The organism is Burkholderia sp. AU33803 (assembly GCF_002223095.1).
In the GTDB taxonomy this organism is placed as follows: Bacteria; Pseudomonadota; Gammaproteobacteria; order Burkholderiales; family Burkholderiaceae; genus Burkholderia.
Map to the genome: position 1 here is coordinate 1,496,849 of NZ_NKFJ01000006.1, position 23,126 is coordinate 1,519,974.

Genomic DNA, 23,126 nt, shown 5'->3' on the forward strand with positions numbered 1-23,126 from the left:
CGCCGCGACACAAATGACGTAGATGGGTATGATTCAGGACATCGGGTCGACCCATTCGCCCGGGACGGGAGAACTCACATGCACCGCATCGGCTTTCTGATCAGCGACGGCTTCCAGATCATGGCGCTCGCCGCGCAATCGGTGTTCGAGTACGCGAACATGGGCATGAGCGAGCCGTTCTACGGGATGGCCAACTATTCGGTCGACGGCGGCGACGTGCGCTCGTCGCTCGGGCTGCCGGTCGCCACGCACGCGCTGCGTGGGCGGATCGCCGTCGATACGTGGATCGTCGCGGGCGTCAACGATCCGCTCGCTTCGCCGGCGCCGGCCGGCGTCGTCGCGTTCCTGCGCCGCACCCAGGCACGCGCGCGGCGGATCGCCGGCATCTGCACGGGCGCGTTCGTGCTGGCCGATGCCGGGTTGCTCGCGCAGCGCCGCGCGACGACGCACTGGGCGTTCGGCCGCGACATGCAGCGGTGCTATCCGGAGATCCGCGTCGAGGACGACCGGATCTACATCGTCGACGGCCCGATCTGGACGTCGGCCGGGATGACGGCCGGCCTCGATCTCGCACTCGCGATGGTCGAAAAGGATCTCGGCGCCGATGCGGCCCGCTCGGTCGCGCACAAGCTCGTGATGCACCAGCGGCGCGCCGGCGGCCAGTCGCAGCACTCCGAAATGCTGGAACTCGCACCGAAATCCGACCGGATCCAGAACGCGCTGAACTATGCGCGGCAAAATCTCGGCCGCGCGCTGACGGTCGAGGATCTCGCCGAAGCCGTCCACCTGAGCCCGCGCCAGTTCAGCCGCGTGTTCACGCTCGAAACGGGGCAGTCGCCGGCGAAGGCGATCGAGCGGCTGCGGCTGGAGGCGGCGCGACTGATGATCGAGCAGAGCCGCCATTCGCTCGACGTGATCGCGAAGGAAAACGGCTTTCGCGACCGCCGGCACATGCGCGAGGCGTTCGTGCGCGGGTTCGGCGTCCCGCCGCAGGCGATGCGGCGCGACGCGCGGACGGACGAGCGGGAAGCGGGCTGATGCCCGCGGGGCGACACGCCAGCGAGCGTCGGAAAAATCGCGCAGAATCTCCGGCACGCTTCGTGAGGAGACACCATGCACGCCGAGCCGTTCGAGATTGCGATACCCGATGACGCGCTGGAGGACCTGCGTCGGCGCCTGCGCGCCCGCCGCCCGCCGCCCGCCGTTGCTCACGCCCGCCGAGCCGTGGCAGCAGGGTGTGGACGGCGCGTGGCTGAGTGAGCTGACCGACTACTGGGCCGAGCGCTTCGACTGGCGCGCGGTGGAGCGTGCGCTGAACCGGTTGCCGCAGTTCGTCGCGGACGCCGGCGGGCAGCGCGTGCACTTCATCCATCGGCGTGGGGCGGGACCGAAACCTTATCCGCTCGTCATCACGCACGGCTGGCCGGGCTCCGTGTTCGAATTCGCCGCACTGATCGAGCGCCTGTGCGATCCGGCGGCATTCGGCGGCGATCCTGACGACGCGTTCGATGTCGTCGTACCGTCGCTGCCGGGCTTCCTGTTCTCGCCCGCGCCAGCGGCACCCGGCATGTCGGCATGGCAGGTCGCCGACTGCTGGGCGGCGTTGATGTCCGGCCTCGGCTATCGACGCTTCGGCGCGCAAGGCGGCGATCTCGGCGCAGGCGTGTCGATCGCGCTCGGCGCGCGGCATGCCGACCGGGTGGACGGCATCCACCTGAACTACCTGCCCGGCAGCTACGAACCGCCGGCCGACGCGGCCGTGCCGCTGACCGACGACGAACGGGCCTTCGTGACGCAGCGCGGCGAGTGGGCCGCGCTGGAGGGCGGATACGCGCACGTGCACATGACGAAGCCGCAGACGCTGGCCGTCGCGCTGAACGATTCGCCGGCCGGACTCGCCGCGTGGATCGCCGAGAAATTCCGCGCGTGGAGCGATTGCGACGGCGACGTCGCACGGCGGTTTTCGCACGACGCGCTGCTGACCGGCATCTCGCTCTACTGGTTCACCGGCTGCATCGGCTCATCCATGCAGACGTATTGGGAAAACCGCCTGCAGCCCATGCGCTTCGCGGCCGGGCAACGCGTGACGGTGCCCGTCGCGTTCGCGCGCTTTCCGAAGGAAATCAGCCGTCCGCCGCGCAGCTGGCTCGAACGTGTGTTCGACGTCGTGCAGTGGACCGACATGCCGAGCGGCGGCCATTTCGCGGCGATGGAAGAGCCGGATCGGCTGGCCGACGACATTCGGACATTGTTCCGGCGCTTTCGGTGACGATCGGGTCGGCCGGCGACACGCATCGGCGGTCATCCGGTCGACAGGGCGCGCGAGCGCCACGCGGATCGTGACGCGACGGTGGCGCCTGCGTTACCGCGTGACGAACGGCGCGGCGTCGTCCGGCGCGGTACGCGCATGCTTGCGCTGGCGCAGCAGCGCGACGCGGCAGTTCTCGCGCGCGGTTTCGCGGCCGTCGTCGTCGAGCAGCACGAGATCGCCGCGCATCACGTTGAGCGTGATCACGTCCTCACCCGGCGCACCGAGCGTTTCCGGCGTATGCACCGAGCCGGCCGGTTCGAGCACCGTCGAGCCGGCGTGCGCCACCCAGTCGTATTCGCGATAGCGCCACGCCCCCTGCAACGTATGGACGAACACCTCGCCTTCATGACGATGGCGCGGCAGCGTGCCGCCGGCCGGCATCTTCAGCAGCGCGGTGAGCGTGTCTTCGGCCGCATTGATATGCAGGTACTTGATCGCCAGCCCCGGCAGGTCGGCGCTCATCGGCAGCCACGGCAGCGCGTCGCCGGGCAGGCACGAGATCGGCGGCAGGTCGGTGGAGAGCGGGGCGGACGGCTGCGTCATGGCGGGCGGCGGAGCGGAAATGGGGAGCCCGCATTATCGCAGAGCCGGCTCGTGCAGCCGAACGGGACGTTTCGCATCGGCTCGGGCGCATGTGACGACACGCGCCTTACAGCTTGAAATGTGCAGTTAAACTGTACAGTTTTGCTGTATATCTGCTATCTTGATTTCATGAACACGCCATTGCCTCCCTCCGACGCGCTCCCGCTGGCCGGCCTTGCCGGCGAACTTCGCATCTCGGTCGGCAAGCTGATGCGGCGGATGCGGGAGCAAATCCACCCGAACGACCTGACGTCATCGCAGAAGTCGGTGCTGTTGCGGCTCGACCGCGACGGCCCCGCGACCGTGTCGGCGCTCGCGCGCGCCGAAAGCGTCCGGCCGCAGTCGATGCGCGTGACGGTCGCGACGCTCGAGGCGCTGGGCGCCGTCAGCGGCGAGCCCGATCCCTCCGACGGCCGGCAGACGCTGATCGCGCTCACGCCCGGTTTCCGCAAGGCGCTGCAGGCCAACCGCGCGGCCAAGGACGACTGGCTGTTCCGCGCGCTGCATGCGCAACTGTCGGAGGCCGAGCGGGCCGAGCTCGCGTCGGCCGTGAAACTGCTGCAGCGGCTCGCCGAATTCCAGGAACCGCCGCGTTCGTAACCCCTGTCGACCCGCATCGACCCGTTAGCCGAAAGGACAACCCGCATGAACCTCCCGCATCTCGTGTCGTATTTCTTCGGCGGCGCGTTTCTCGCGAACGTCGTGCCGCATCTCGTCAGCGGGTTGCGCGGCGAGCCGTTCCAGACGCCGTTCGCGAATCCGCCCGGGCGCGGGTTGTCGTCGTCCACGGTGAATGTCTTGTGGGGTGTCGCGAACCTCGTGATTGCCTACGTGCTGGTGTGCAGGGTCGGCGACTTCGATCTCCGCGTCACGGCTGACGCGGCGGCATTCGGCCTCGGCATCCTCGCGCTCGGCCTGTTTCTCGCGCGGCGCTTCGGCGAGCTGCACGGCGGCAACGAGCCCGACCGGGAGCGGCCATGAGCGTGCCGGCGGCGGGCGTCTTCCGCTCGCTGCGCAGCTTCAACTATCGCGTGTGGGCGATCGGCTCGCTCGTGTCGAATATCGGCACGTGGATCCAGCGCACCGCGCAGGACTGGCTCGTCCTCACGCAGCTCACGCATCACGATGCGTCAGCCGTCGGCATCGTGATGTCGCTGCAGTTCGGCCCGCAGCTTCTGCTGTTGCCGTGGACGGGTTACGCGGCCGACCGCTTCGACCAGCGCAAGCTGCTGATGGCGACGCAGGCGCTGATGGGCGGGCTCGCGCTCCTGCTGGGGCTGCTGACGGTGACCGGCGTCGCGCAGCTGTGGCACGTGTATCTGTTCGCGTTCCTGTTCGGCTGTGCGTCGGCGTTCGATGCGCCGGTGCGGCAGACGTTCGTTGCCGAGCTGGTCGCCGATCGGGAGCTGGCGAACGCCGTCGCGCTCAATTCGACGTCGTTCAACGCGGCGCGGATGATCGGGCCGGCGGCGGCCGGCTTCATCATCGCGTCGGTCGGCACCGGCTGGGCGTTCCTGCTCAACGGACTCAGCTTCGTGGCAGTGCTGGCGTCGCTGTCGATGCTGCGCGCCGACGAGCTGCGTGCCCATGCGCGGGCCGACCGCTCGCGCGGGAGCCTGCTCGACGGGTTCCGTTACGTGTGGCAGCGCCCGGACCTGAAAGCGATCCTCGTGATGCTGTTCCTGATCGGCACGTTCGGGCTCAATTTCCAGCTGTTCATCTCGACGATGGCGGCCAGCGTGTTCCACGTCGACGCGCGCGGCTTCGGCGTGCTGTCGTCGATGATGGCCGTCGGCACGATCACCGGTGCGTTGCTCGCGGCGCGCCGCGACCGGCCGCGCTTCCGCCATCTGTGGATCGGCGCGGCGCTGTTCGGGCTCGGCTGCACGCTGGCCGCGCTGGCGCCCGGCTACTGGCTGTTCGGCGCCGCGCTCGTGCTGACCGGGATCGCGGCGATCACCTTCATGAACTCGACCAACAGCCTCGTGCAGTTGTCGACCGAGCCGGCAATGCGTGGGCGTGTGATGGCGCTGCGTCTCGCGGTGGCGCTCGGCGGCACGCCGATCGGCGCGCCGGTGGCCGGCTGGGTCGCGAATCATCTCGGCCCGCGCTGGGCGCTCGGTGTCGGCGCGATGTCCGGTTTTGCGGCGGCGCTCGTCGCGACGCATTTCATGAAGCGGATGCGTGCGCAGACGGGCACGGGCGACGGGGCTTGACCGGCAGTAAAGCCGACGCAGGCTACCCGACCGTTCAGCCGTTCAGCCGTTCAGCCGTTCAGCCACTCAGCCACTCAGCCACGACGGCCGTTAAGCGACCGGCCGCGCCGCCGCATGCGCGGCTTCCAGACACGACTGAAACAGCAACGCAGCCCGTGACGGCCGCGGCGAGCGCCGCAACAGGCTCACGAACCGGCACCGGTAATTGAACCGATGCGGCGCGATCGGCTGCATCAGCCCCTTGTTTTCGAAGCTTTCCGCGTAATGGTCGGGGAGGAAGCCGAGATAGCGGCCGGACAGGATCAGCGTCGCGATCGACTCCTGGTCCGACGCGGTTGCGCTGCGCGTGAGCTTCGCGCGGTGGCTCAGCTCCATGTTCGGCGAATGGAAGCCGAGGCCCGCGAACGCATGGTTGCGGATCGTCGTCCACGTGAGCTTGCCGTGCGGCGCATCGTAGAGCGGATGCTGGCGGCCGCAGTAGAGCAGCATCCGTTCGTCGAACAGCTCCGAATACACGAGGCTGCCCGAATTGCGGTGCGCGGGAATGATCCCGACCTGATAGCTGCCGTCGATGATGCCGCGCTCGACCTCGTTGATCGACGCGACATGCAGGTTCAGCGCGACGTCGGGCGCTTCGTCGGCGAACTGGCGGATCGCGTCGCCGAGCCGTGCGTTCGCGTTGGTGGCCGTCTTGTCGAATACCGCGATGTGCAGTTCGCCGCCCATCCGGTCGTGAATGCCGTCGATCCTGCTGCGAAATGCTTCCATCGACGCGAGCAGCCGCAGCGTCTCCTCGTACACCGTCTGGCCCTCGGGCGTCAGCGTGAAGCCCGCGCGGCCGCGCCGGCACAGCACGAGGCCGAGGCGCGTTTCCAGATCCTTCACGTGCCGGCTGATCGTCGAGATGCCGATATTCAGTTCCAGTTCGGCCGCGGCCATCCCGCCGCACTGCACGACGCCCTTGAAGACCCGCAGCAGGCGGAGATCCATGTCGCTGAGCTGCCCGAGCAGCGCGCGACTCTTCGGTTTCTTTGCTTGCATAAATGTGCAAGTGAACATTGATATTGCGATATTCAAAAGACTAATTGGCCTCCCGACAATGCGCAATATCAACATAAGGAGGAGGGGCGCCCCGCGCCGACCGACATGACCGACATCACCACCGCCCAGCACGACGAAACCACCCTCCGCACCGACGCCGCGTGGCTCGACGCGCACTGGATGCCGTTCACCGCCAACCGTCAGTTCAAGGCCGATCCGCGCATGATCGTGTCGGGCAAGGGCGCGTATTACACGGACGCCGAAGGCCGCAAGATCTTCGACGGCCTGTCGGGTCTCTGGTGCACGGGCCTCGGTCACGGCCGCACGGAAATCGTCGAAGCCGTGAGCCGCCAGATCGCGCAGCTCGACTACGCGCCCGCATTCCAGTTCGGCCATCCGAAATCGTTCGAGCTCGCGAACAAGATCAAGGACCTGACGCCGGCCGGCCTCGACTACGTGTTCTTCACGGGTTCGGGTTCGGAAGCGGCCGATACCTCGCTGAAGCTGGCCCGCGCGTACTGGCGCGCGAAGGGCAAGGGCACGAAGACGCGCCTGATCGGCCGCGAAAAGGGCTACCACGGCGTGAACTTCGGCGGCATTTCGGTCGGCGGGATCGGGCCGAACCGCAAGCTGTTCGGCCAGGGCATCGATGCCGACTTCCTGCCGCATACGCAACTGGCTGAAAACAAGTTCTCGCGCGGGATGCCCGAGCACGGCGCCGAGCTGGCCGATCGCCTGCTCGAGCTGATCGCGCTGCACGACGCATCGAACATCGCGGCCGTGATCGTCGAGCCGTTCTCCGGGTCGGCGGGCGTGGTCGTGCCGCCGAAGGGCTATCTGAAGCGCCTGCGCGACATCTGTACCGCGCACGACATCCTGCTGATTTTCGACGAAGTCATCACGGGCTTCGGCCGGGCCGGCGCGATGACGGGCGCCGACGCGTTCGGCGTGGTGCCGGACATCATGAACTTCGCGAAGCAGGTCACGAATGGCACGCAGCCGCTCGGCGGCGTGATCGCGACGAAGGAAATCTACGACACGTTCATGGCCGCGGGCGGCCCCGAGTACATGCTCGAGTTCCCGCACGGCTACACGTATTCGGCGCACCCGGTGGCCTGCGCGGCCGGCGTCGCGGCGCTCGACCTGTTGGTGAAGGAAGACGCGGTGGCCCGCGTGCGCGACCTCGCGCCGCATTTCGAAGCCGCGGTGCACGGGTTGAAGGGCCAGCGCCACATCACCGACATCCGCAACTACGGGCTGGCAGCCGGCCTGACGATCGCGGCGCTGCCGGGCGAGCCGGCACGGCGCCCGTACGAGATCGCGATGCGCTGCTGGGCGAAGGGTTTCTACGTGCGCTACGGCGGCGACACGATCCAGCTGGCGCCCCCGTTCATCTCGGAGAAGCGCGAGATCGACAACCTGGTCAACGCGCTGTCCGACGCACTGAACGAAGTGGACTGAGCCGCGGCTTGCCCTGAGCGATAACCGAATTCACGAAAGAGCCTCACGATGAAACACGACAGCAACGTAACCTCCACCGTCGGCCACCTGATCGACGGCAAGCGCGTCGACGGCGGCAGCCGCGTCCAGCCGGTGTTCGACCCGGCCACCGGCGAATCGCACAAGAGCGTCGCGCTCGCCGACAAGCTGACCGTCGAAGCTGCGATCGCGTCCGCGCAGGCTGCGTTCCCGGCCTGGCGCAATACGCCGCCGCTGAAGCGCGCCCGCGTGATGAGCCGCTTCAAGACGCTGCTCGAGGAACACGCCGACGAGCTGTGCGCGTTGATCACGGCCGAGCACGGCAAGGTGCTCGCCGATGCGATGGGCGAACTGCAGCGCGGGATCGAGAACGTCGAATATGCGACCTATGTGCCCGAACTGCTGAAAGGCGAGCACAGCAAGAACGTCGGCCCCGCGATCGATTCGTGGAGCGAGTTCCAGGCGCTCGGCGTCGCGGCCGGCATCACGCCGTTCAACTTCCCGGTGATGGTGCCGTTGTGGATGTGGCCGATGGCCGTCGCGTGCGGCAACACGTTCGTGCTGAAGCCGTCGGAGCGTACGCCGTCGTCGACGTTGCGCATGGCCGAGCTCGCGCTCGAAGCGGGCCTGCCGCCGGGCGTGCTGAACGTCGTGAACGGCGACAAGGAAGCGGTCGACACGCTGCTGACCGACCCGCGCGTGAAGGCCGTGAGCTTCGTCGGCTCGACGCCGATCGCCGAATACATCTACTCGACCGGCTGCGCGCACGGCAAGCGCGTGCAGGCGCTCGGCGGCGCGAAGAACTTCGCGGTCGTGATGCCGGATGCGGACATCGGCAACGCGGTGAACGCGCTGATGGGCGCCGCGTACGGTTCGTGCGGCGAGCGCTGCATGGCGATTCCGCTGGTCGTCGCGATCGGCGACGAGACGGGCGACCAGGTCGTCGCGGGCCTGAAGGCCGAGATCGAGAAGATGAAGGTCGGCCCGGGCAACGGCGCGGGCGTCGACATGGGCCCGCTCGTCACGCAGCAGCATTTCGAGAAGGTGACGGGTTTCGTCGAAGCCGGTGTGGCAGCGGGCGCGACGCTCGTCGTCGACGGCCGCGGCGTGAAGGTCGACGGCCACGACGGCGGCTATTACCTCGGCCCGTGCCTGTTCGACAACGTGAAGCCCGGCATGCCGATCTACCAGCACGAGATCTTCGGGCCGGTGCTCGGCGTGATCCGCCTGAAGTCGCTCGACGAGGCGATGGCGCTGATCGACGCGCACGAGTACGGCAACGGCACCTGCCTGTTCACGCGCGACGGCGAGGCCGCGCGCTACTTCAGCGACAACATCCAGATCGGCATGGTCGGCATCAACGTGCCGCTGCCGGTGCCGGTTGCGTACCACTCGTTCGGCGGCTGGAAGCGTTCGCTGTTCGGCGACCTGCACGCGTATGGTCCGGACGCCGTGCGCTTCTACACGAAGCGCAAGACGATCACGCAGCGCTGGCCGTCGGCCGGCGTGCGCGAAGGCACGGTGTTCAGCTTCCCGTCGAACCGCTGACGCGCCCCGGCTGCATGCGTCGTCCGCCTGCCTGATGGCGGGCAACGCGACGCAATGCGGCCGGCGTGACTGCGAGGAGGCCCGCCCGGACCGGCGATCCGCGCGGGCTTTTTTACGTCTGTTCGGCGAGCGCGGAAGATGGCGGAAGGACGCTTACGGCGCGACCACGTGCCACATGTCGTTGAAGTTGTCGCCGTTGCGGTCGCCCTGTTTCATGTCCTTCGAGAAGAAGTAGAGCGGCTTGCCCTTGTAGGCCCATTGCGGGCTGCCGTCGTCGCGCTTGACGATCGTGTAGGGCCCGACCGGAACGTCGGTCGCGCTGGCCTTGTACGGTGGCCAGAAGGATTCGCATTGGCCCGTGCACGCACTGGTGCCGGCGTTGGCCTTGTCCTTGTCGAACGTGTAGACGGTCATCCCGTTCGCGGCGACGAGTGAACCGTTTTCGACTTTCGTGATCGAGCCTTGGGCCGACGCCGAAGCGGATGCGATGGCGAGCAGGGCGGAGCTGACGAGCAGCGCGGCTTTCATGGGGGCCTCCTGTAATCCGGTGGGCGGCCGCGATCGTGCACGGGCGAGCGTGCGCCGGGATCGCGATGAATGGTGCCGGAACGCGGTGCCGTTACCGCCGGTGCGGCGACGCAGGGTCGAATGGCGGTGAACGGGGCGCTCCATTCACGATAGGCGGTTTTTGGCGGGGCTGCGAGGAGATCGGGGGCGTATCGGCCGCGCGTGGGCGTCACGCAACGGTGGGGTGCTACCGTGCGTCACACCCACAGCCGATACATCCAGAACGACTCGTCCTCGATGAAGCGTTGCGTGAATTCGCTCGGCGAGAAACCCGTGATGCGCTTGACCTCGCGGCTCAGGTGCGCCTGGTCGGCGAACCCTTCGTCCAGCGCCAGCGTGGCCCAGTTGAACGCGGCGCCGGCTTCGTACCGGTCGCGCGCCGCGAAGAATGCGCTTTCCGTCCTGACGAGCGTTTGCCATTCGCGCAGCGATCGGCCGCTGTAGCTCTTGATCCGCCGCTCGACCTGGCGCGGGCTATGGGTATGCCGCCATTCGCGCGCCTGCAGCGCGAGGCGCTCGACCCAGCTGCGTCCCGCATTGCGTAGCGACGACAGCGGCGTCGTGGGCCGCAACGCCTGCCAGCGACGCGCAAGATGACGTTCGATCGCCGCCAGCGCATCGGCATCGCGTTCCGCGCCGACCAGCGTGTCGAGCAGCGGATGCCAGTCGTCGCCGAGGCACGCATGGGCGTCGAGCACGCGATCGTGGATGTCCGCCAGCGCGATGCCGAACAGCGCCCGCGCCGCATCGGCGGTGAAGCAGATCATGCCGATCCGTCCGCCCGTCGGCGCCCAGGCCACGGTAGGGGCCGAGTGGCTGCCCGACAGCGTTACGGCTGCACCGAAGGGGCGCCACCGGGGCCCGTCGGCCGTGGATTCGACGAAGCCCACGTCGAGATCCCGATACCACGACACGCACACGAGCGGCGTGGCCGGAAAATGCGAGAGCCGCTGCGCGTCGCTCAAGGCGACCCCGCGCGTGTCGTGCAACACGATCGCGACCACCGCACCCTGCAGCGCCGCCGGCGCGGGGTACAGCCGTCCACGCGGCGCCCGCCCGTCGCTCGGCGCGCGAGGGGCGCGTGCGAGCGGATCGGGGCACGACAGCGGGATCGATGACGGGGCGGAGCACATGACGCTGGAGTATAGGGAGCGGCCCGACGCGTGTCGATGTCGTTTGCGTTCAAGACCGCCGGCATGCCGGTGCGGACAATCCGTCCCATGAACACGCGATCCACATCCTCATGTCCATTCCATACGGGCGCTGCCGCGGCGGCGCCCGTGCTTCACCCGCCCGGCGTATGGCCGCCGGGGCCGCCTGCCGGCCTGACGGGTTGGGGGCTGCTGCGCGCGATGTCGCGCGACCTGCTCGGCACGCTGGCCGGCTGGCAGCGCGCATACGGTGACGTCGTGCACGTGCGCGTGTGGCCCGAGCATGCGGTGGTCGTGACCGATCCCGCGCTCGTGCGCGAACTGCTGGTCACGCATCACGATGCGCTCGGGCGCTGGGAGCGTGCCGTCCGCGTGTTTGCGCAGGTCCACGGCCATAGCGTGCTGATCGCCGAAGGCGACGCGTGGCGCGACAAGCGGCAGGCGTTGCAGCCGAATTTCATGCCGAAGGCGGTACAGACGTTCGTGCCGTCGATCGCGGCGACGGCCGGACATGCGCTCGCGCAGTGGCCTGCGCGCGATCCGGACTGGCCGATCGAAAGCGCGCTGACGTCGCTGGCGATGGACGTGATCATGCGCACGATGTTCTCCGACGCGATCGGCGACGACGCACGGGCGGCCGAGGAAGCCGTGCGCGCGGTGAGCGCGGCGGCCAACGCCGATTTTTACTGGCCCGCGAGCACGCCGGACTGGGTGCCGTGGAAGCGCGGCAAGGCCCGGGCGATGGCCGTGCTGAACGGCCTGATCGACCGGCAACTGCATGCGCGTCTCGACCTGCCGGCGCGTGCGTGGCCCGACGATCTGCTGTCGCGTTTGTTGCGGCTGCATCGGGACGACGCGCGGCGATGGCCGTTGCAGGCCGTGCACGACGAATGCATGACCGCGTTCCTCGCGGGCCACGAGACGACGGCCGGGGCACTGACCTGGTGGGCGTGGTGCATGGCGACGAATCCGGCGGCGCAGGCCGCCGCGCGCGATGAAGTGTCGCGTGTGCTGGGCGGTTGCGCACCGTCCGCCGAGACGCGCACGTCGTTACGCTACCTGACGCACACGCTCGAGGAAACGCTGCGCCTGTATCCGTCGGCGCCGATCCTGATCAGCCGCCGCGCGTCGCGGCCGATCGTGCTGGGGCCGTGGCAGTTTCCCGCGCGGACGCTGTTCATGCTGCCGCTGCAACTCATGCAGCGCGATGCGCGATGGTTCGACGCGCCCGACGTGTTTCGCCCCGAGCGTTTTGCCGACGACGCGCCGGCCGCACCGCGCGGAACCTACATGCCGTTCGGCACGGGCCCGCGCGTGTGTCTCGGCCAGCATCTGGCGCTGACGGAAATGACGGTCGTCGCGGCGATGATCCTGCAGCGCTACGCGTTGTCGGCGCCGCCCGGCAGGGTGCCGCCGCGGCCGGTGCTGAACGTGACGCTGCGGCCGGACCGGCCGCTGCATCTCGCGATCGCGCCGGCGGCGGATGGGGGTTCCATGTGATGCGGTCGACGCGGCCGCGCGAGCGGGCCGCTGAGTCGACGACCGATATCGAACGCGACGGCACGCTCGGCTGATTCGCGTGTCGCGCACGCTTGCCGTTCGCGACACGCAACGCAATCGAATCGTCGGAATTTGAATGCGTGCCGGCCGCTGCGTTCGGCGCCACTGGCGCGGCATCGCGCAGCACCTATGCTTGAAGGGCCCAGGTCGGGCTCAGTTCAAGGAGGCGGGTCATGCGCATGCTTCTCAACATACGAATCCCTCACGAGCCGTTCAACACGCTGGTGCGCGACGGCAGCGTCGGCGACGTGATCGGGCGAATACTGGAAGCGGTCAAGCCCGAGGCCGTGTATTTCACGGAGCAGAACGGCGGGCGCGGGGCGGTCGTGATCGTCGACCTGAATGATCCGTCGCAGATCCCGGCGCTCGCGGAGCCGTGGTTCCTGATGCTGAATGCGGACTGCGAGTTCCGCGTGGTGATGTTGCCGGACGATCTCAAGCACGCCGGGCTCGCGCAGATCGGCGCGACGTGGAAGTCGACATAGACGTAGCGGGAATCGGCGCATGACGATACCCCTGCTCGAAACCCGGGCAGGCGGTTTGGCGCGCCGTCGTTCGCGTGCCGGCTATCGCGCGGGCTGCGACGGTTCGGCGTTCGCTGTTTGCCCGTCTTTCGGCCGCACCAGCAACAGCAGGCCGCTCAGTGCCGCGGCAGCGACGAACACGAAAAAGCACTGTTCGTTCCATCGGCGCAGGCTGTCGGACGCCACGCCGCCGTGACTCCCGGCCGAGGCGCCGGCTTCCAGCAGGAACGTGAAGACGGCCGGCACCGGCGCTGAACCGAGGTAGGCCAGGAACGCGAACTGCAGCCGGCCGCGGGTCAGGATCGACCAGACGTGCTTGCCCCTCAGGCAAGCGACCAGTATCACCGGCGGGATGAGCACGATCGATGCGGCACTGATCGCGCACAACAGCAGCCAGCCAAGTCCGATGATCGGAATGAGCGACATGAAGCGGGTTTCCTGTTGTCGGGCAATCGTGTTGTCGAAGGCATCCGCATCAGCGTTACCGGATGACCCCGGCAAGCGGCGCTTCACGGAGTGTGCCCGATTCCCTGCCGGTTGCCATCCACCGAGATCGATTCAGTCATCCGGCCGCATCTTCCCCCAGCGCCTGGATGAAGCGCGAAAACAGCTCGGGCTGCGACGCAATCCCAAGCTTCGCGTACAAATGCCGCCGGTGCACCTTCACCGTTTCGGGGGAGATCGCCAGCCGCTCGGCAATCGCCTTCGACGAATTGCCGCGCAGCACCATTCGCGCGATCGACATCTCCCGATCGGTCAGCACGCCCGCGCCGAAGCGGGCAAGCGCCTGCTCGACCCGCGCGCCGAGATCGGCATCGGGCGTCGCGCGCGCCGCGTCGCCCACCAGCCGCCAGTGCTGCCGGATCGCCGCGAGCACCCACGGCATCGCGGCCGTCAGCTTGCCGAGCGGCTCGACGTCGAACCGCGTGCCCGCTCCGAGCGACAGCGACAGCAGCGTGTCGGCGTTCGGCCGCACGAGAATCTGGATCTCGTCCTCGCCGACCGCGTCGCGGAAGTAGCTCAGGAAATATTCGCTCTGTCGGAACAGGTCGGGCGCGACTTCCTCGAGCCGGTAGCAGCCGTCGGCGAGCCCGTCGTGCGCGGCCTGCAGGAACGGGTCGAGCAGATACAAGCCGTTCAGGTAGAGCGGCACGGGCGACGCGGCGTCGGTGCCGCCCGTGTCGTATTCGTCGAGCACGAGCGGCACGCCGTCGCGGCCGATCGCGGTCGCGAGCGCGTTGTCGAACGGCGCCATTTCATTGAGCAGCAGCACCAGGAACCGCCAGAAGCGCGGCTGGCCGAGATGATCGATTGCGCGGCCGAGCGCCTGGTGCATCGCGATTTCGGAAAAGAGACGATCCATACCACCACCGGAAGGGCGTAACACGAAGGGGGAATAGCGGTCCTGAAATTGGCTTCCTAGACTGCCACGCAATCAATCGGGCCCGAGTATGGGCGTTCAAAAAAAAGTGGCAAAGGATCGACCCAAGCACAGGAGAACGAAATGGCGATGATGTCGGAATCGACGGGCACGCTGCAAGCGGCGCCTGCAACGGAAGACGCGCCGCGCGCGCTGTCGCAGACGCTCAGCGTGCGCGATGCGGTGATGATCACCGTGTCGGGCGTGACGCCCGCGAGCTCGATCTTCGTGATCGCGCCGTTCGCGATCCAGCAGGCCGGCAGCGGCGCCGTGCTGTCGTTCCTGCTCGGCGGCGTGCTCGCGCTGGCGTTCGCGCTCTGCTATGCGGAGCTCAGCGCCGCGCACCGCAGCGCGGGCGGCGAGTACGTGATGGCCAAGCGCGTGTTCGGCACGCTGCCCGGCTACCTGACCTTCATCACGGTGCTGTCCGTCAGCGTATTCATCCCGGCCGTGCTCGCGAGCGGCGCCGCGCCTTACCTGAACAACGCGCTCGGCACGCATTTCAGCAACCAGTCGGTCGCGCTGACGATCGTGCTGCTCAGCTACCTGCTCGGCATGCTGAACATCAAGACGAACGCGTGGATCACGGGCGCGTTTCTCGTCGTCGAGATCGGCGTGCTGATGCTGATCGCGGGCCTCGGCTTCGGGTCGCCGCATCGCGGCGCCGACGCGCTGATCGCGCCCGTCGTCGCGAGCGGCAACGCGCTCGTGCCGGCGACGCTCGCCGCGATCGTCCCGGCGATCGGCACGGCGATCTTCTGCTACAACGGCTTCGGCTCGGCAGCCTATCTCGCGGAAGACCTGCGCGGCGGCAACCGCAATGTCGCGAAGGCGGTGATCTACTCGCTGCTCGTGATCCTCGTCGTCGAACTGATTCCGCTCACGGCGATCGTGCTCGGCGCACCGTCGCTGACCGAGCTGACGAAGAGCGCCGACCCGATCGGCTACGTCGTGCGTTCGCTGAGCAACCCGGCGGTGTCGCGCGTAGTCAGCGGCGGGATCTTCCTGTCTGTGTTCAATGCGATCATCGCGATCGTGATCACGATGGGCCGGCTGCTGTACAGCAGCGGCCGGCACGCGCTCTGGTCGCGCGCCTGCAACCGCGCCTTCTCGACGATCCATCCGCGCTTCGAATCGCCTTGGCTTGCGACGATCGCGCTCGCGGTGCCGTCGGCCGGGCTCGTGTTCGTGTCGAGCCTCGACGAGCTGACCGCATTCACGGTCGACCTGCTGCTGCTGATCTATCTGGTCGTCGGGCTGGCCGCGCTTGCGAGCCGCTTCGTGCGTCGTGACGTCGAGCATCATTACCGGATGCCGTTGTGGCCGGTGACGCCGCTCGTCGCGGTGGTGGGCGCCGCGTATACGCTCTACACCACGCTGGCGACGGCAACGAAACCCACCGACCTGATCATCATCGCGGGGCTGCTGGTCGCGGCGCTCGTGATGTATGCGGTCTGGGCGCGCCACAGCGAAGCCTTCCGCACGCTTTGAGCGGCGGATCAAGGCTTGCCGTATCGATACACTGACACACCGAACCATTGAAAGACTGGAGGAATTGCATCATGCGCACGAGGGATCTCGGCATCCGCATCGGACTCGGCACGCCGGGCCGCTTCAACGCGATCACGGACGTTCCGGGCGTGCGGGTCGGACATTGCACGCTGAACGTCGAGAACGGCGACGCATCGATCCGCACCGGCGTCACCGTCATCGAGCCGCGCGCGGGCGCCGCGCACGATTCGCCGTGCTTCGCGGGCGTGCACGTGCTGAACGGCAACGGCGACGCGACGGGGCTCGAATGGATCCGCGAGGCCGGCCTGCTGACCACGCCGATCGCCTATACGAACACGCACAGCGTCGGCGCGGTGCGCGATGCGCTCGTCGCGAACGAGCGCGAAGCGGCGGCCGGCCGCGTGTACTGGTGCATGCCGGTCGTGATGGAAACCTACGATGGCTTGCTGAACGACATCTGGGGGCAGCACGTGAGCGCCGCGCACGTGCAGCGCGCGCTGGCCGCCGCGCAGTCGGGGCCGGTTGCCGAAGGCGGCGTGGGCGGCGGCACGGGGATGATCTGCCACGAGTTCAAGGGCGGCATCGGCACCGCGTCGCGCGTGCTCGCGGCCGATGCGGGCGGCTGGACCGTCGGTGCACTCGTGCAGGCGAACTACGGCGTGCGCGAAATGCTGCGCGTGGCCGGCTACCCGGTCGGCGAAGTGCTGCGGCACGTGCCGTCGCCGTTCCGCGCGCCAGGCGCGCAAGGCGAGGCCGGGATGGGGTCGATCGTCGTGACGATCGCGACCGACGCGCCGCTGCTGCCGCACCAGTGCACGCGTCTTGCCCAGCGCGCGAGCGTCGGGCTGGCGCGGGCAGGCGGCGGTACGGAGGATTCGAGCGGCGACATCTTCCTGGCGTTCGCAACGGGCAACGACGGCCTGCCGGCGGCGAACTACGGTAGCAAGGGCACACCGACCACCGGCGTGAAGATGGTCAACAACGATCATATTTCCGCGCTGTTCGTCGCGGCGGCGGAAGCGGTGGAGGAAGCGATCGTGAATGCGCTCGTCGCGGGCGGCGACGTCGAGTCGCGCGGGGCGCGGGTCGAAGGGCTGGGGCAGGCGCGCTTGCTGGATGCGTTGCGCGAGGTGGGCTGGCGGCCGGGGCGCGGCGCCTGAAACGGCATGCGCCGCTTCAATCGAAGCGGCGCGGAGAGGAGCGGCGATGCGGCGATCGGCCGGGCCGCCGCTCGCCCGCGCGAGCGATGCTGCGGGCGGTGCGGGCCTGGCCGTGACGACGCGGCGTCATGCTCAGCTGCCGAAGTAGATGTTGCAGAAGCTGACGGGGCCGACACACGCGTTCGGGTCTTCCTGCTTCGATTGCGAACGATCGACCCGGCCTGCGGTCGCGACGGCTTCAGCGCGGTTCGCCGGTTGCTTTGCGGCGTCTGCCGGTGCCGGCTGTGCGTGAGCAACAGCAGCGGTGAGCGACAGGGCAACGAGGGCGAGGTGCAGCGGCTTCATTTGGGTTTCTCCTGGGTGGGTGCCAGTCTCGCTGGCAGTGAGGAAACTATAGGCTCGCACTGCTTAAAGATTAATCACCGCGGCTGTAGAGCTTATTTCCATCCGGAACAAGGATCCCGTTGCGCGCGCACCGATCGTCAATGGCGGTGCCGGTTGAACGGCGCATCCTTGTCGAGCAGCGCGCTGCGGATGAAGTGCAGGCAGCCGACGATGCGCTGCATCCGGTGCCGCTCGTCGGGCACCGCGTACCACGCCTGCAGCGTGTGCTGCGCCGCGCGGATCGCCAGGTTCACCGATTTCAGCGTGCGCGCGTGGTGGCCGGGCGTCGGATCGTCGAAGAAGCGCGGCAACTCGTGCAGCACCGCGTCGATCGAACCGGTCCAGCGCAGCGTTTGCGGCGGTTTCGATGCGCAGAACGCGTTCAGTTCGTCGCGCAGGTCGATCACAGCGTGGCCGACCTCGAGCGTCGACAGCATCCAGCGCAGCGCGTCGCGATGCTGTCGCGTGCGCCGCACGAGCAGCGTGCGCAGTTGCGCCATCAGGTCGTGCGTGCTCGACTGGAAGCGCTGCGCGAGGCGCTCCGTCGGCCCTTCGCACGCCAGCGTGACCTGACGGCGCAGGTCGTGCGCGATGCGGCCCGTGAGCCACGGCATGTGGGTGGGGAACACGACCGCGAACACGAGCGAGCACGCGAGCATCGCGACGACGATCGCCAGGCCGTTGTTGATCAGCACCTCGGGCGTATACGCGATCGTGTTGTCGGGCCCCGCGAGCAGGCAGAAGAACACCGCGAAGCCGATCCCGTAGCCGGACAAGCCCGGCCGCATCGCGAGAAACGCGCCGAGGCCGAGCACCGGCGCGAGCGCGGCGCACAGCAGCGGGAAGCCGTCGATGTTCGGATACACGTAGCACAGGAACACGTAGCCGACCGCGGTCGCGAACGCCGCGCCGACGCTCATCTGCGCGACGAACTTCGGCGCGCGCGGCGACGTCGAGCTGAGCGCGCATGCAATCGCGGTGGCGATCACGGCGAGCGGGCCGCTCGGCCATTCGGACGCGAGCCAGAACGCGCTCATCGCGCCGACGGCGACGATCGTGCGCAGGAACGCGAACCCGACGAAGAACGAATTGGTCTTCACCGCGTAGTGCGTGACCGAGCGCTCGAACGCGTGATCGTCCTGGTCGAGCGATGCATAGGTGTCGGCATAGCCGAGATATTCGCCGATGAAGCGGTACAGCAGCTCGATCGCGGTATCGAAGTCGAGCAGGCCGCCGGCAGCGTGCGCCTCGATGGTTCGCCGCGATGCCCGCGCGGCTTTCGGCAACGCGCTGTGAAAGCGGCGCAGTTCGAGCAGTGCGCCGGTGGCCGGCGCGATGCCGCGCTGCCGCTCGTCGCGCAGTGCGGCGAAGCGCTGCGCGAGCGCGTCGACGTGCGGCGCCAGCGCAGCGAGCACTGCGTCCGAGCCATTGGCGCGCAGCCGCTTGACGAGCTGGTGCAGCGCATGCAGCCGCGTGCACGCGTTCATGAACTCACTGTTCAGCCGCGCGAGGCGGCGGCTGCGCGCGCGAATGTGCGGATCCTCGAACGACGCGAACGCGCGGTTGGCCTCGAAGCCGACGATGTCGTCGACGAAATCGGCGAAGCGCCGCTCGAAATCGCCACGGGCGACGTCGCCGGCGAGTGCGCCGGCCGTGAACGCCGCGAACGTCGCGTGGCGCGTGCCCAGCGAGCGCATCAGCGCCTTCGCGGAGCTGAGCGGCAGGATCAGCGCGCTGACCGCACCCGAGCACGCGATGCCGAGCGCGACTTCCGCGGCGCGCGTGAGCGCGGACTGGAACAGCGTCTGCGGGGTCATCACGGACGGCAGGCCGATCAGCGCGGCCGTGTAGCCGGCGAGCACGAAGCCGTACCAGCGGAAGTGGCGGTTGCGCACCGCGAGCGCGATACAGGTGCCGATCCACAGCGTGATGCCGGCCATGTACAGCTCGGGCTGCTGCGCGAACAGCCCGCCGAGCGCGAGCGCGGCGACGAGGCCGGCCGCCGTGCCGAGCACGCGGTAGAAGCTCTTCGCGAACACCATCCCCGACAGCGGCTGCATCAGCACGAACACGGTCGTCATCGCCGTGCGCGGTTGCGACATCTCCAGGCGCATCGCGATGCCCATCGCGAGGAGCGCCGCGAACACGGTTTTCGCGAGGTGCAGCCAGATCAGCCCGTCGCTCGCGGCCCAGTCGCGCGCCGCGTCGCCGAGTGGATCGAGCGAGGTTCTCCATCGTGCCGGTTCGATGGAAGGGCGCTCGATCGCAGGTGGTGGCTTCATGAAAAGAGGGGGCCGGTACGGGGCCTGGCGAGGTGCCTGGCGCGTCCGAACGGGTCCGTTCGACTGTTGAGGCGCCGATTGTAGGAGTGCGGCGCCCCCGCATTAACGCAGCTATGGGGAAACGATAGTTGCAGCCGGAGTAACAATCTGTCGCATCCCGTGGAGGAAAATAGCGGCTCCGCTACAGGTTGCTCACAGGAATGGATACCCTACAAAACATGCGGGTGTTTTCGCGCGTCGTCGAGACGGGCAGTTTCACCGCCGCCGCGCAATCGCTGAATTCGACGACGGGCGCGATGTCGCGCGCGGTGTCGGAACTCGAGGCGCGCCTGCGCACCCGTCTGATGAATCGTTCGACGCGCCGCCTCGCGCTCACGTCGGCCGGCGAAAGCTATCTGCGGCGCTGCCGCCAGATCCTCGCCGACGTCGACCGCGCGGAAGAAGAGGCGAGCTGCGCGCACGAACGGCCGGCCGGCGTACTGCGCATGCACAGTTTCGCGAGCGTCGGCCATCACTATGTGTTGCCTGCGCTGACGCGCTATCACGCGCAGTTCCCGGACGTGTCGATCGAACTGTCGCTGTCACAGCGCATGCCCGACCTGTTCGACGGCACGAGCGACATGGCCGTCGTGACCGCGTCGTCGCTGCCCGATTCGGAACTCGTGTCGCACCTGCTCGGCTCGACCTTCAGCATCCTGTGCGCGTCGCCCGATTACGTGAAACGCCACGGCGCGCCGGCCCGTCCGCAGGATCTCGCGGCGCACGCATGCCTGACGCTGTGCACGCCGGCGTTCCCGACGCACGAATGGGTGCTCGAAGGGCCGGAAGGCGTCGAGCAGATCCACGTCGCGGGGCCGGTGCAGACCAATACGGCCGAATCGCTCGCGCTTGCCATCCGCGATGGCATCGGGATTGGCATGCTGCCGCTTTACTCGGCGATCGACGCGCTGCGCGACGGCACGCTTGTCCGCGTGTTGCCCGCGCATATCCTGCAGAAGATGAACGTGTACGCGCTGTATCCGTCGCGCCGCTTCGTCGATGCGAAGGTGCGGACCTGGGTCGAGATGCTGCGGGCCCAGGTGCCGGGGATGATCGCGCGCGACGTCGAGATGTTGAACGCGATCGATCGCGAACCGCAGGCTGCCTGAGCGGCGGGCGCGCACCGGCGCATGGCCAGCTGCCGGCGCCTTCTCTTCAAGCCAATCAAGCGAACGCAACCGCGCCGCGCCTGCATGACATCGTTCACGCGGGCGCGGCGCTTCGTCATGCCGTTACAGCGCGGGCTTGGTCGCCACGCCCGATTCCGTCGTCGGTGCGCCGGCGTGGCCGTAGGCGGCCTGCGCGGCCTTCTGTTCCGCGAGACGCTTTTCGTGGAGTCGTTCCTGGGCCGCCATGATGTCGTCCGGATAGTTGTTGACTTCACCGCGCGCCGGGTTGTAGCCGACCGACTCGAGATCGATCAGCTCCTGCAGCACTTGCGCACGCGTGACGGGCGACTGGGCCGACTGGGCGAAAGACAGGGCCGGTGCAACGAGCAGGACGGCAGCGGCGGCGGTAACGACGAGCGATTTCACGAGGTTCTCCTGGGGACGGGGTGGGCGGCCGGTTCGACGCGCGATGCGTGACCGCGACCTTTGCAGGCAGTCTACGCAGCGCCCCCGCGCGTAAAAACCCCGATTCCAGGCAGGCTGCCTTCCAGATGGCACAACATTGATCGACGCCGCCCGCGGCCGGCGAACCCGCGTGCGAACGCAGGTTCGTGGCCGGCGGGCGGCGACGCATCGCGCCGGTCAGAAGCGCGTGCGCATGCCGATCGTGCCGACGATCTGGTTCGCCGTGCTCGATGCGCCGCCCGAGCCGTTGATGAACGCCTGGTAGCCGCGGCCCGCTGCGTGCTGATACATCGCTTCCGCGTAGACGTCCGTGCGGCGCGACAGCTTGTAGACGGCCTGCAGGTCGACCTGGTGCCACTTCGGATCGGTGCCGTGCTTGCTGTCGGGGTTCGACACGCTGGCGTCCGTGTACACGTAGGCCGCGCCGAGGCTGACGGCCGGCGTCACCGCATAGCGCACGTTCACGTCGTAGTTGTTGAACGCGACCTGGCCGGTCGAGCCGAACGAGCCCGTGTTGTCGTACTGCGAACGCGTATAGACGAAGCCGACGGTGGCCGGGCCGAACCCGTAGCTGATGCCGCCGCCGTACGAACGCATGCGGTCCGAGCCGATCGACCAGCCGCCCTGGTTCAGGCTCTTTGCTTCGGCCGTATCGGTCGCGCCGGGGCTCGCGCTCGTCGAGCCCTTCGTGCCGTTCATCTGCAGATACGCGCCGGCCAGTTTCAGCGGGCCGTTCGTGTAGCTCGCCGCGACGCTGTACGCGCGGTTCGCGCCGAAGTTGGTCGCGTTCGAGAACGCGTACATCGCGCCGACCTTGAAGCCCGCATAGGTCTCGCTCGTGTACTTCACCGCGTTGTTGATGCGCAGCGAGTGGTTCAGGTTGTCGTTGTCGAACGGGTGCGCGAAGCTCGCGTCGCCGAAATCGCCGGCCGTGGCCGACAGCGGCGCGACGAAGTCGACCATCGTGTCGTACTGGCGGCCAAGCGTCAGCGTGCCGTAGCCGTTCTCGCTCAGGCCGACGTACGCGTGGCGGCCGAACAGCTTGCCGTCCTGCCCGAGCCCGCCGTTGTTCACGTTGAAGCCGTTCTCGAGCACGAACAGCGCCTTCAGGCCGCCGCCGAGATCCTCGGTGCCGCGAAACCCGACGCGGCTGCCGTTGACGGTGCCGCTGTTCAGGCGCCACAGCGACGCGCCGTTGGCGTTGTTGGTATAGACGATGCCGGCATCGATCAGGCCGTACAGCGTGACCGAACTCTGTGCGTGAGCGAGCGGGGCGAACAGGGCGGCGACGCATGCGCCGGCGATGAGGGTTTTTTTCAAGTCAAGGCTCCTGCGTGTGGGACTGGGAACGAAAGTTCGGCGCAAGTGTAGGGGCGCATCGCGCGCGCAAGGCCGCCGGGGCGGCGAGCGGACCTTTCCGGATCCCGCAAGAGTCCTTCACAAAACTGACACGATGTGCCGCGCGCACCGAACGCCGGCGGTTTTTGCGCGATCGTGCGCGGGTGGCATTCGCGCCTCCGTGACCGGCTGTCGTGTCGTTGCAACATGCGCGGGGCGCTGCACGGCGGTTGATCGGCGTGACCGGTGCGCGGCGGATGGGGCGCTCACGCCGACGACGGGCGTCACACGCGTATCCGTGATTGACGCGGACTTTGTCGCAGGCGGCGGGTGATCCCGGTCCCGGCCATTGCTATGTATTCATGAAATGCATCAGTCGATTAGAAAAATACGTTTGTCTCATGATGGGCGCCGGCCTACGATGCGGTCCTGACGGCG

The 23,126-nt window shown here is 68.1% G+C and carries 21 protein-coding genes and 1 pseudogene; 12 read left to right on the forward strand and 10 right to left on the reverse strand.

The window, feature by feature from the left end; translation table 11 throughout:
- The first annotated feature begins 78 nt into the window (after window positions 1–78).
- Together CFB41_RS23965 and CFB41_RS23970 are read left to right on the forward strand one after the other, a co-directional pair.
- Entirely contained in the window at window positions 79–1,038 is a 960-nt protein-coding gene (locus CFB41_RS23965; protein WP_089458130.1) for a GlxA family transcriptional regulator, read from the forward strand.
- 75 nt (window positions 1,039–1,113) lie between these two features.
- A pseudogene (locus tag CFB41_RS23970) lies at window positions 1,114–2,269 on the forward strand (epoxide hydrolase family protein).
- Between the two features lie 93 nt (window positions 2,270–2,362).
- Here the strand turns inward: CFB41_RS23970 and CFB41_RS23975 are convergent.
- Window positions 2,363–2,854, reverse strand: a complete 492-nt coding sequence (locus CFB41_RS23975) for a 2,4'-dihydroxyacetophenone dioxygenase family protein (protein WP_047850045.1) — start codon at window positions 2,852–2,854, stop codon at window positions 2,363–2,365.
- Window positions 2,855–3,022: 168 nt separating this feature from the next.
- Here CFB41_RS23975 and CFB41_RS23980 point away from each other — a divergent pair, with 168 nt between their 5' ends.
- From CFB41_RS23980 to CFB41_RS23990, 3 genes are read left to right on the forward strand one after another with little or no spacing between them, the layout of a single operon-like run.
- The gene (locus CFB41_RS23980) at window positions 3,023–3,493 is read left to right on the forward strand and encodes a MarR family winged helix-turn-helix transcriptional regulator (RefSeq protein WP_089458131.1); all 471 of its coding nucleotides are present in this window, start codon (window positions 3,023–3,025) and stop codon (window positions 3,491–3,493) included.
- Between the two features lie 45 nt (window positions 3,494–3,538).
- The gene (locus CFB41_RS23985; protein WP_089458132.1) at window positions 3,539–3,874 is read left to right on the forward strand and encodes a hypothetical protein; all 336 of its coding nucleotides are present in this window, start codon (window positions 3,539–3,541) and stop codon (window positions 3,872–3,874) included.
- Window positions 3,871–5,109 (forward strand): MFS transporter, encoded by a 1,239-nt coding sequence (locus CFB41_RS23990; protein ID WP_089458133.1) that lies wholly within the window; start codon window positions 3,871–3,873, stop codon window positions 5,107–5,109. The genes CFB41_RS23985 and CFB41_RS23990 overlap by 4 nt, the downstream gene beginning before the upstream one ends.
- A 90-nt stretch (window positions 5,110–5,199) precedes the next feature.
- On the opposite strand, the gene CFB41_RS23995 is transcribed toward CFB41_RS23990, so the two are convergent.
- Complete coding sequence (locus CFB41_RS23995; RefSeq protein ID WP_089458134.1) at window positions 5,200–6,150, reverse strand: LysR family transcriptional regulator; 951 nt, start codon at window positions 6,148–6,150, stop codon at window positions 5,200–5,202.
- A gap of 105 nt (window positions 6,151–6,255) precedes the next feature.
- Here CFB41_RS23995 and CFB41_RS24000 point away from each other — a divergent pair, with 105 nt between their 5' ends.
- Both CFB41_RS24000 and CFB41_RS24005 read left to right on the forward strand, forming a co-directional pair.
- Entirely contained in the window at window positions 6,256–7,611 is a 1,356-nt protein-coding gene (locus tag CFB41_RS24000) for an aspartate aminotransferase family protein (protein ID WP_089442555.1), read from the forward strand.
- A 48-nt stretch (window positions 7,612–7,659) separates the two neighbouring features.
- Window positions 7,660–9,177 (forward strand): CoA-acylating methylmalonate-semialdehyde dehydrogenase, encoded by a 1,518-nt coding sequence (locus CFB41_RS24005; RefSeq protein WP_089458135.1) that lies wholly within the window; start codon window positions 7,660–7,662, stop codon window positions 9,175–9,177.
- 153 nt (window positions 9,178–9,330) lie between these two features.
- Here CFB41_RS24005 and CFB41_RS24010 read toward each other — a convergent pair whose 3' ends face one another.
- Complete coding sequence (locus CFB41_RS24010; RefSeq protein ID WP_089458136.1) at window positions 9,331–9,705, reverse strand: hypothetical protein; 375 nt, start codon at window positions 9,703–9,705, stop codon at window positions 9,331–9,333.
- Window positions 9,706–9,941: 236 nt separating this feature from the next.
- On the reverse strand, window positions 9,942–10,877 hold the full coding sequence (locus CFB41_RS24015; protein ID WP_089458137.1) for an AraC family transcriptional regulator: 936 nt from the start codon (window positions 10,875–10,877) through the stop codon (window positions 9,942–9,944).
- An 87-nt stretch (window positions 10,878–10,964) separates the two neighbouring features.
- Here CFB41_RS24015 and CFB41_RS24020 point away from each other — a divergent pair, with 87 nt between their 5' ends.
- Both CFB41_RS24020 and CFB41_RS24025 read left to right on the forward strand, forming a co-directional pair.
- Window positions 10,965–12,395: a cytochrome P450 gene (locus tag CFB41_RS24020; RefSeq protein ID WP_089458138.1), complete on the forward strand. Its 1,431-nt coding sequence runs from the start codon at window positions 10,965–10,967 to the stop codon at window positions 12,393–12,395.
- A gap of 233 nt (window positions 12,396–12,628) precedes the next feature.
- Window positions 12,629–12,940 (forward strand): panthothenate synthetase, encoded by a 312-nt coding sequence (locus CFB41_RS24025; RefSeq protein WP_089458139.1) that lies wholly within the window; start codon window positions 12,629–12,631, stop codon window positions 12,938–12,940.
- A gap of 81 nt (window positions 12,941–13,021) precedes the next feature.
- On the opposite strand, the gene CFB41_RS24030 is transcribed toward CFB41_RS24025, so the two are convergent.
- Together CFB41_RS24030 and CFB41_RS24035 are read right to left on the reverse strand one after the other, a co-directional pair.
- Window positions 13,022–13,492 carry a hypothetical protein gene (locus CFB41_RS24030; protein WP_256941151.1) on the reverse strand — a complete coding sequence of 157 codons (471 nt, stop codon included), beginning with the start codon at window positions 13,490–13,492 and terminating at the stop codon, window positions 13,022–13,024.
- A 49-nt stretch (window positions 13,493–13,541) separates the two neighbouring features.
- On the reverse strand, window positions 13,542–14,342 hold the full coding sequence (locus CFB41_RS24035) for a helix-turn-helix transcriptional regulator (RefSeq protein ID WP_089458141.1): 801 nt from the start codon (window positions 14,340–14,342) through the stop codon (window positions 13,542–13,544).
- Between the two features lie 141 nt (window positions 14,343–14,483).
- On the opposite strand from CFB41_RS24035, the gene CFB41_RS24040 reads away from it, so the two are divergent.
- A complete protein-coding gene (locus CFB41_RS24040) occupies window positions 14,484–15,890 on the forward strand; it encodes an APC family permease (protein WP_089458142.1) in 1,407 nt (468 codons plus the stop codon).
- A 71-nt stretch (window positions 15,891–15,961) separates the two neighbouring features.
- Complete coding sequence (locus CFB41_RS24045) at window positions 15,962–17,071, forward strand: P1 family peptidase (protein WP_089458143.1); 1,110 nt, start codon at window positions 15,962–15,964, stop codon at window positions 17,069–17,071.
- 132 nt (window positions 17,072–17,203) lie between these two features.
- Here the strand turns inward: CFB41_RS24045 and CFB41_RS24050 are convergent, their stop codons facing one another.
- Window positions 17,204–17,416 carry a hypothetical protein gene (locus tag CFB41_RS24050; protein WP_089442544.1) on the reverse strand — a complete coding sequence of 71 codons (213 nt, stop codon included), beginning with the start codon at window positions 17,414–17,416 and terminating at the stop codon, window positions 17,204–17,206.
- Between the two features lie 137 nt (window positions 17,417–17,553).
- The gene (locus CFB41_RS24055; protein WP_089458144.1) at window positions 17,554–19,737 is read right to left on the reverse strand and encodes an FUSC family protein; all 2,184 of its coding nucleotides are present in this window, start codon (window positions 19,735–19,737) and stop codon (window positions 17,554–17,556) included.
- 200 nt (window positions 19,738–19,937) lie between these two features.
- Here CFB41_RS24055 and CFB41_RS24060 point away from each other — a divergent pair, with 200 nt between their 5' ends.
- A complete protein-coding gene (locus tag CFB41_RS24060; protein WP_027791525.1) occupies window positions 19,938–20,885 on the forward strand; it encodes a LysR family transcriptional regulator in 948 nt (315 codons plus the stop codon).
- Window positions 20,886–21,008: 123 nt separating this feature from the next.
- Here the strand turns inward: CFB41_RS24060 and CFB41_RS24065 are convergent, their stop codons facing one another.
- Entirely contained in the window at window positions 21,009–21,311 is a 303-nt protein-coding gene (locus tag CFB41_RS24065; RefSeq protein WP_089458145.1) for a DUF4148 domain-containing protein, read from the reverse strand.
- 216 nt (window positions 21,312–21,527) lie between these two features.
- The gene (locus tag CFB41_RS24070) at window positions 21,528–22,670 is read right to left on the reverse strand and encodes a porin (RefSeq protein WP_089458146.1); all 1,143 of its coding nucleotides are present in this window, start codon (window positions 22,668–22,670) and stop codon (window positions 21,528–21,530) included.
- Between the last annotated feature and the right edge of the window lie 456 nt (window positions 22,671–23,126).